7 protein-coding genes and 1 pseudogene are annotated in these 8,415 nt (G+C 36.8%); 4 read left to right on the top strand and 4 right to left on the bottom strand.

Translation table 11 applies throughout. The annotated features are described in order from the left end of the window. From QL984_RS15345 to galU, 4 genes and pseudogenes are all read right to left on the bottom strand, one after another. A pseudogene (locus QL984_RS15345) lies at window positions 1–290 on the bottom strand (hypothetical protein); the annotation flags it as partial. Further along, the gene (locus QL984_RS15340) at window positions 287–1,189 is read right to left on the bottom strand and encodes a glycosyltransferase family 2 protein (protein ID WP_290172917.1); all 903 of its coding nucleotides are present in this window, start codon (window positions 1,187–1,189) and stop codon (window positions 287–289) included. The gene QL984_RS15340 and the pseudogene QL984_RS15345, both read right to left, overlap by 4 nt. 18 nt (window positions 1,190–1,207) lie before the next feature. Further along, on the bottom strand, window positions 1,208–2,374 hold the full coding sequence (locus QL984_RS15335; protein ID WP_076920851.1) for a nucleotide sugar dehydrogenase: 1,167 nt from the start codon (window positions 2,372–2,374) through the stop codon (window positions 1,208–1,210). A 24-nt stretch (window positions 2,375–2,398) separates the two neighbouring features. Further along, window positions 2,399–3,289 (bottom strand): UTP--glucose-1-phosphate uridylyltransferase GalU, encoded by an 891-nt coding sequence (gene galU, locus QL984_RS15330; protein ID WP_036956277.1) that lies wholly within the window; start codon window positions 3,287–3,289, stop codon window positions 2,399–2,401. Between the two features lie 259 nt (window positions 3,290–3,548). On the opposite strand from galU, the gene QL984_RS15325 reads away from it, so the two are divergent. The 4 genes from QL984_RS15325 (at window position 3,549) to QL984_RS15310 (ending at window position 8,191) form a co-directional block, all read left to right on the top strand. Further along, window positions 3,549–4,247, top strand: a complete 699-nt coding sequence (locus QL984_RS15325) for a transglutaminase-like cysteine peptidase (protein ID WP_029609966.1) — start codon at window positions 3,549–3,551, stop codon at window positions 4,245–4,247. Beyond that, window positions 4,231–6,237 carry an EAL domain-containing protein gene (locus QL984_RS15320; RefSeq protein ID WP_290172916.1) on the top strand — a complete coding sequence of 669 codons (2,007 nt, stop codon included), beginning with the start codon at window positions 4,231–4,233 and terminating at the stop codon, window positions 6,235–6,237. Before QL984_RS15325 ends, QL984_RS15320 begins: the two co-directional genes overlap by 17 nt. A 21-nt stretch (window positions 6,238–6,258) precedes the next feature. Continuing rightward, entirely contained in the window at window positions 6,259–6,804 is a 546-nt protein-coding gene (locus QL984_RS15315; protein WP_013464705.1) for a hypothetical protein, read from the top strand. Window positions 6,805–6,868: 64 nt separating this feature from the next. After that, entirely contained in the window at window positions 6,869–8,191 is a 1,323-nt protein-coding gene (locus tag QL984_RS15310; protein WP_290172915.1) for an O-antigen ligase family protein, read from the top strand. Window positions 8,192–8,415 lie beyond the last annotated feature (224 nt).

The raw sequence follows: 8,415 nt of genomic DNA, 5'->3' as shown, positions 1-8,415 counted from the left end.
ATTAAAGAGATGAAAACTACCATCAATAATAGTACTGATTTTAAATAAAAATCTCTGCTAACTTTTTTATAACTACCTGCTAAAAAGAAGCTGGCAACATAAAAAACAAACAAAGACGACCATAATAATTGTTTAAATATATTACTCCCAGCACTAGCGTTTAACTGTTGCTCTAGATCTAAATCCATCAGAGAAAATTTTGCATCTAAATCTGGTGTTAATATGCCAAAACAGAATAGAAATATTATGAACAGTCCATACGATTGCAAAAATTTTTGAGCCAAATTCATTTGTATAATTCAACTAAGTCATCATTAGTGGCAAAAAAATAACATTTCCCAAAATTATCCAGCATTTTTAACACATATGTAATATATGTAGCTTTTCCAAATGGTAAAGTGCAAACACTCAAAAACGCATATAAAAACATTTTTAAGATTGCTTTGCTAATGTATAGACATTTACTCACTGTAAAACCAATAAGTGTAAATCTATACCTTGAAAAAGTTTGACCTATACGTATTGCTCTTTTAAACAAGTATTTACAGTTTAGCCTTTCGGATTCTACCTCTTCGGATACAAATGCTTCTTTGCAATAAACAAGTTTAAACCCTTTTTTATGTAATCTATAAAAAAGATCAGAGTCTTCACCACCCGTTTTTCCAAACTTAGCATCAAAGGTATACCCTGTTTTTAATAAAGCCTCTTTACGGATTAAAGTACAGCCAGCGCCACCGCTACTTACTTCAGTGCCTGTTTCTCTAACCTTTCTATCAAAAAAACGCCCTTGTACAATCCAATTAGGAGTATGATTAGGGTAAATAGGCTTTACTTGACCAAAAACAACGCTCGCCTTGTATTTAACGGCCGTATTTAAAAGGTTGACTAACCACTCCTTATCAACAATTTCGTCGTCATCTAGCGAGGCTATATACTCTCCTTTTGCTGCTTTTAAATATTCGTTCCTTGCAATAGAGATATTTTTTATTGGTTGATTTATGTAGGTTAATCTATGTCTATAATTATCGCTTTTTTCAAACACAATTGATTCTGCATACTTGCCCTCATCATTATCTATAACAATCACCTCAATCTCTGTGTTATCAGGGATTGTTAATGCATTGATGCTTTCAAGTGTTTTAATTAAGTGAGCTCTTTTGTATGTGCATAAACAAATAGAAATTAACATCTAAACCTCACTTAAAAATTAATCATTGCCGAATAAGTCGCGCGTATATACTTTATCAACAACATCGCTTAAAGCTTCTTCCATTCTATTTGCTACAATGACATCACATTTGGTTTTAAATTCTACCAAATCATTTATTACCTGAGAGTTGAAGAAATCACTTTCGTGTAATTCTGGTTCATAAACGACTACTTCAATACCTCGAGCTTTTATTCTTTTCATTATCCCTTGTATAGAAGATGCTCTAAAGTTATCTGAACCTGATTTCATTATAAGTCTATATACACCTACTACTTTTGGGTTTTTATTGATAATTGAAAAGGCTATATGATCTTTTCTTGTGGTGTTCGCGTCTACGATTGATTTTATTAAACTATTTGGGACGTCTTCAAAGTTAGCTCTTAATTGTTTAGTGTCTTTAGGTAAACAATAGCCACCATAACCAAATGAAGGATTGTTGTAATGGTTACCTATTCTTGGATCTAAACAAACGCCTTCAATGATTTGCTTTGAGTCTAACCCATGAGTCTCAGCGTAAGTGTCTAACTCGTTAAAGTATGAGACTCGCATTGCTAAATACGTATTGGAAAATAATTTGACAGCTTCAGCTTCTGTTGAGTTAGTGTATAGAATTTCTATATCTTCTTTTATAGCTCCTTGAGCTAAAAGTTTGGCAAAAACCACAGCCCGTTCAGACTTTTCACCTACAATTATTCTTGATGGATACAAGTTATCGTGTAAAGCTTTACCTTCTCTTAAAAATTCGGGCGAAAATATAATATTATTGTGACAAAATTTTTGTTTAATTCTCTTTGTAAAGCCAACAGGGACTGTAGACTTTATTATCATTATTGCCTTAGGATTTATCTCGATAACATCTTTGATTACTGCTTCAACTGAGCTTGTATCAAAGTAGTTATTTTCAACGTTATAATCTGTAGGTGTTGCAATTACAACATAATCAGCATTCTTAAATGCTCTATGTTTATCTGTTGTAGCCTCTAAGTTTAATTCTTTATTTGCAAGAAAATCTTCAATTTTATCATCTGAGATAGGAGATATTTTATTATTGATTAGCTCTACTTTCTCTTGTATTACATCAAGAGCTATTACTTCATTATGTTGTGCTAATAATACAGCATTTGACAAGCCTACATAGCCAGTACCAGCGATAGTGATTTTCATTTTAAATCCTTGAAATATAATAAACTACGCCAACAATTGCTTGACGCGCTTGGTAAACTCTTCACCCATTGAGGTTGATTGCATTGCATACTCTACATTTGCCAACATATAGCCAAGTTTTGAGCCGCAATCGTGCGACTTACCTTTTAAATGATACGCTTCAATTGTTTCAAGATGACGTAACTGCAGTAATGCATCTGTTAATTGTATTTCGCCGCCAGCTCCTGGAGGTGTAAACTCGAGCAAGTCCCAAATAGCAGGCGATACAACATAACGCCCTGTTATAGCTAAATTACTAGGCGCTTCATCATTATTTGGTTTTTCAACCATATTGGTAATGGCTGCATTTTCGCCAGGCGCAATATTTTTACCCGCCAAATCAACCACACCATAGTTGTGCACTTCCTCGTGTGGGACAGGTTCAACCATAATTTGGTTATGTTGGGTGAGTTCAAACCGGTCGATCATTTGCGCTAGGTTATCAACCTTAAGATTTGACTTATATTGATCGATAATTACGTCAGGCAATAAAATCGCAAAAGGGTTATTGCCGATGATTGGGCGAGTTTCAAGTATTGCGTGTCCTAAGCCTAACGGCGCCGATTGACGAACCGAAATAATACTTACATCTCGCGGGATTATTGAACGCACCTCTTCTAGCAGGCTGCGCTTTACACGGGCCTCTAAGGTTGCTTCTAGCTCAAAGCTAGTGTCAAAATGATTTTCTATTGCGTTTTTGGAAGCATGTGTGACTAGTATAATTTCTTTAATACCGGCCTTTACCGCTTCGTTTACAACGTATTGAATCAGAGGTTTGTCTACTAGTGGAAGCATTTCCTTTGGCGTTGCTTTGGTGGCGGGTAACATACGGGTACCCAAGCCTGCAACAGGCAAGACTGCTTTTAATACTTTCACTTCAATTCCTTTTATAGTTACTTTTGGTTATAACGTAGCTATTTATAAAATACCGCTGCGAGTAGCGAGTTTTAAATACTACTAACCAGATGGGCGGGTATTATACACAACACAAACAATCGCTCAATATAAAAAGCAGCCTTTTTGATTGTTTTAGGTTAATTTTTTGTTAACTGGTTATTTTTGCTTTTTTTGTAATCTATCAATTTACTTTCAATGGGAATATAATGGCTTTGTTAACATTTTAGGGATGGGCTTTGTGCGCGTTGGAATTTGCATCATTATATTAGTGTCTTTTTTTGCTTGTGCACAAGACATGCTTTTGCATCTGCGAAATAGCGATATAATAAGCCGTGCCAAACAGTTTTACGGCGATGCAGGCCACCAACGAATAAAAACGTGGCTGAGTTTTATAGATGACTCCGCCGATAAGAGCGAATGGCAAAAAATTCATTTAGTTAATGATTTTTTTAATAAGCATATAAAGTACAAAACCGATGACGAACTTTGGCAAAAAAAAGATTACTGGGCCACCCCTCTAGAAAGCCTAGGTGTGGGCATGGGTGACTGTGAAGATTATGTTATTGCTAAATATTTTACTTTAATCGCTTTAGGTATCCCCGAAGATAAAATACGCTTTATGTATGTACGCCAGCGTACGGTTAATCAACCACACATGGTGCTTATATACTTTGAACAACCAAACCAAATACCGCTGGTGCTTGATAACTTTAATACAAAATTAGTGCCTGCAAGCAATCGGGGCGATTTAAAACCTATATACAGTTTTAATGGCCAAGGTTTATGGTTAGCCAAATCGAAAGGGTTAGGTAATAAGGTTAAAAATAGTCGTGGCGTTTCTGCTTGGAACACTATGCTTGAACGAATTGAACAAGGTGAGCTTGCCCCCGCCGCCGGTAACAATAAAGGAACTAGTAGTTATGTCTCGAATATTTAAATATGGATTGAGTTTAAAAACTCAAGTATATGGCTTGATCATATTAATTTCGGTTATTTCATTTTGTGTACGCGTTATTACCGATGTGGATACAACCCGTAATTATTTACAAACGCAAATGGCCAGCCATGCGCAAGACACCGCTACCAGTTTAGGGCTTTCTATATCTCCTTATTTAGAAGACGACAGCCTAGTAATTGCCGAAACTATGGCAACCGCTATTTTTGACTCTGGTTATTACAGCCAAATTAAATTTACCGATGTGCAAAATAATATAGTATTTGAGTTACAAAACCCTAAACGCGTTGAATCTGTTCCTAGTTGGTTTATTAGCGCTGTTGAACTGAGTGCACCTACTATGCATTCTGAAATAAACAATGGTTGGATGATGGCAGGCACACTTGATGTAACCAGCCATACTGGGCAATCTTACCTTACATTGTGGCAACACACACTCCGCAGCTTATATAGCTCATTTTTGCTATTAGCAGCATCGCTGGCTATTGCATTTTTAATTTTACGCGCAGTATTTAAGCCGTTAAAAGCAGTAGAAGACCAAGCCACTTTAGTTACTCGAAAACGCTTTACCTTAAATAAAGAAATACCAGTAGCACGGGAGCTTCGCACTGTAACCCAAGCCATAAATAACATGGTTATAAACTTACAAAGTACGTTCGATTCGCTGACCAAACAAACACAAGCGCTTACTGAAGAAGTTTATATAGATTCGTTAACGGGGTTGGGTAACCGTAAGTCGTTTGAAAACCACTTTAATTCTGTTGTAAATAATATTACTGACGATACGCCAATTACCGCGATGATGCTTACCCTACCCTCGTTAAATAATATTAACCAAGTGGTAAGCTACCAAGATGGTGATCAGCATGTGCTTGATGCTGCTAAAATACTTAAGCATGTTGCCGATGAGTTACCAAATTCAACTATATTTAGGCTTAATGGGGGTACGTTTGTATTACTGGCCCCATATGACGTTTTATTTTTAAATAAAGCCCGCCTAGACCTCATTGATAATTTAAGTCAAAAAGAAAACAGCTTACATATAAACGGTTACGCTAATTTAGCCATTGTTGGCGTTGAGCAAGGAGCGAGTTTAGGTGAAGTGTTATCGCTACTTGATACTGGTTGCACTATAGGTGAAGACACTACGTTTGATAAAAACGATAAAGAGTCATTATTTAGTGTTAACCAATGGCGTACCTTAATTAAGTCGATTATAAATGCTGGCGAAGTGAGTTTTTCGGTGCAACCTGTTAAACAAGCTAATAAAACTGATTCTCAGTGTTACTTTGAGGTATTTGCACACTTTATTCATGAAGGCGAAAAGGTAAATAATGGTCACTTATTTGCGATGGCTGAAAAGTTAAATTTAACCGAAGAACTCGATAAAAAAATTATACGTAGCTTTGTAGATGTAAAAGAGCACTACCCTAATGATGTGTTTGCGTTGAATATTAGTAAAGCATCATTGTATTCAGCCGACTTTATACAATGGCTTACCCTTTACTCGCACACTAAACCGGTAATTAAAACAAACTTAGTGTTTGAACTACATGAAATTGGTTTGCTTTATAACGTGCATGTTGCGTCTTTACATATAGATGCAATTAAAGAGCTGGGTATTAATGTGTGTATTGAACACTTTGGTACTAGCTTAACGTCGTTTAGGTATTTACAAGGTCTTGATATTGAGTACGTTAAAATTGATGGTAGTTACATTCAAGATTTGGTAACTAACCCGCAAAGTCAATTTTATATTCAAACAGTTAATAATATTTGTCATGGCTTTGGTATTAAAGTTTTAGCCTGTTTAATTGAAAAAACCGAGACTTTAGAAATACTTGAATACCTAGGATGTGATGGGGTACAAGGTAATTTAATACTGCCACCATCAAAAATTATTAAATCTAATGAAAATGGCGTAAATAAAGAGTTTACTTTTTGCACCGATGCGCTAAAATTTTGCAATTAGTACTCAACCAAGGGACGAGAAATGAAAAAATTAATTTTAGCTGGCTTAGTAGCTAGTGCGTCTGCTCTAACTGCTTTGCCAACCTATGCACAAACGGATAATAATGCAGTGGTTCAAGAAGTGAGCATAAATAGCATTATTGATATTCTTAATAACGTAACAGCAGATACTACGCCAGAGCAACTACGCGAAGATTTAGTAGAAGCGATTAAACGTATTTGTAAAAATAAAGAAAAAATCAAGCTAGACGAAAAACTGCTTAATGGCGCTTGTGGCGCTGCTGACATAGATGCAATGGTTGCTGCTGTTGTGGCACGTTTTGGTGCAGACAATCCATTAATTTCTGACTTTTTAGCTGCTCTTTCGGATGCTGGTTTAGATACTGATGCAATTACCCTAGCAGCAATTACCGCAGGTGTTGATGCAACAACCGCTTCTGAAGCAACTGCTGCAGGCCCTGGGGCAGGTCAGCCTGCTCCGCCAGTAGGCAGCTTACCAACATTACCAACACCTCCAGGTTCTGGTGGTACAGGCGGTGATAACGGTATATCTGAAGTCGGTAACTAGTTTTTACTATTAGTATATTCAAACGCAGCCAATTGGCTGCGTTTTTACTTTGTTTGAGTTTATTTTGAATCGTTTTATATTTTTTCTTATTTGCCTGATCTTATTTTTACTCCCCCTTCCTTTAGGTAGTTACAGGCCTTGGGCGATTTTAGCTATTGGTATTTTAACTAGCTTTACCTTTATTACTCACTTGGCAAACAGTGTTTTAAATAACCAGCAAGCACTTTTCCCTCCTCGATATACTTGGCCGTTATTTACTGCCTTAGGCATTGTTGCTTTGGTGTGCGGGGTCCAGTTATTTGGCGTAAGTGTTGATGCTTTTCAAACAAAACAAATGTTATTAAAAACCAGTTTTTTAATAATGTTGAGCTGGTTAATATTTAATTACTGTAATAATGTAAATCGTATTAAAAAATTAATTTACGCCGTCATTTGCGCTGGTGTTTTTCAGGCTTTGTATGCTAGTTACTTAAACTTATCGCCCGATATTGTTAGCCCTTTATTTGGCTACAAACACACCGACAGAGCTATTGGTACTTTTACCTATTCTAACTTTTTAGCTAACTATTTAGCGCTGTGTTTATGCTTAGGCATTGGTGTGTTAATTAGCGAACTAAAACGCACTAACAACGGCTACAAGCCTACTTTAAAACAAACCTTACGTGCTTGGGCTGAGATTATATTAAGCTCTAAAATAATTTTGCGTATATCGCTAATTATTATAATTGTGGCGCTTATTTTAACCCGTAGTCGCATGGGTAATTCGGCCTTTTTTATCGCCTTAATTATAGTGAGCTTACTGGCGCTGTTTGTTTATAAACAAAAGCCTAAGGCATTTAAGTTACTGATTGTGAGCTTTTTTATTATCGATTTAATCATCATTGGTGCCATTTTCGATGTAGAAAAAGTAAAACAACGTATTAGCGAAACCAGTTTACAATCGGAAACTCGCGATGAAGTTGTACGCGACTCAATCCCACTGATTTTAGATAACCCGTTATTAGGCTCGGGCGGCGGTACTTTTTACACTGCGTTTCCTGCGTATCAATCTGAGCCCTACTCTGGTTATTACGACAATGCGCACAACGATTATGTGCAATTTGCAGTTGAGCTGGGTATTCCTGCAACGGCGTTATTGGGGCTGTTAGTGGTTTATTGTTTATGGTTATGTATTAATACTATGCGAACGCGCAAAACGGCCCTTTATCAGGGTGTGGCGTTTGGTTGTGCTACAGCTATTGTGGCAATGATGCTGCATTCGTCGGTTGATTATTCGCTACAGGCGGGGGCTAATTCGATGTTGTTTATCGTGGTGTTATGTTTAGCTTTATTAACCAATAAGTTGCCAGCACCAAAACGGATTAAAAAACGACGCAGCGAAAGTTAACGGGCTGCGGGGAGCGAGGAGCGGGTTACGAGCCTAATCCCGAAACCCGTAGTTCGCAACCCGCCGTCAGCAAGCTCTAACACCTAACACTTCATCCAGTTATATCATTACAATAAGATCTTAGTGATTTATTTACCACCGAGGGTTGGAGAAAAAAGAGAAAGTGACTAAATACAAACGTTATGAGCATTAGAAAAGTAAAAGGTATTAGGCTTTTTGCTTTG

Source organism: Pseudoalteromonas sp. APC 3495 (assembly GCF_030407645.1).
In the GTDB taxonomy this organism is placed as follows: domain Bacteria; phylum Pseudomonadota; class Gammaproteobacteria; order Enterobacterales; family Alteromonadaceae; genus Pseudoalteromonas; species Pseudoalteromonas tetraodonis.
The sequence above is the reverse complement of the archived record's forward strand: the minus strand, read 5'-3'. Positions and strand labels throughout refer to the sequence as shown.

Coding starts and splice junctions, on each gene's coding strand:
- QL984_RS15335 (WP_076920851.1), bottom strand. CDS start 2,374: ATGAAAATCACTATCGCTGGTACTGGCTATGTAGGCTTGTCAAATGCT.
- QL984_RS15320 (WP_290172916.1), top strand. CDS start 4,231: ATGTCTCGAATATTTAAATATGGATTGAGTTTAAAAACTCAAGTATAT.
- QL984_RS15340 (WP_290172917.1), bottom strand. CDS start 1,189: ATGTTAATTTCTATTTGTTTATGCACATACAAAAGAGCTCACTTAATT.
- QL984_RS15315 (WP_013464705.1), top strand. CDS start 6,259: ATGAAAAAATTAATTTTAGCTGGCTTAGTAGCTAGTGCGTCTGCTCTA.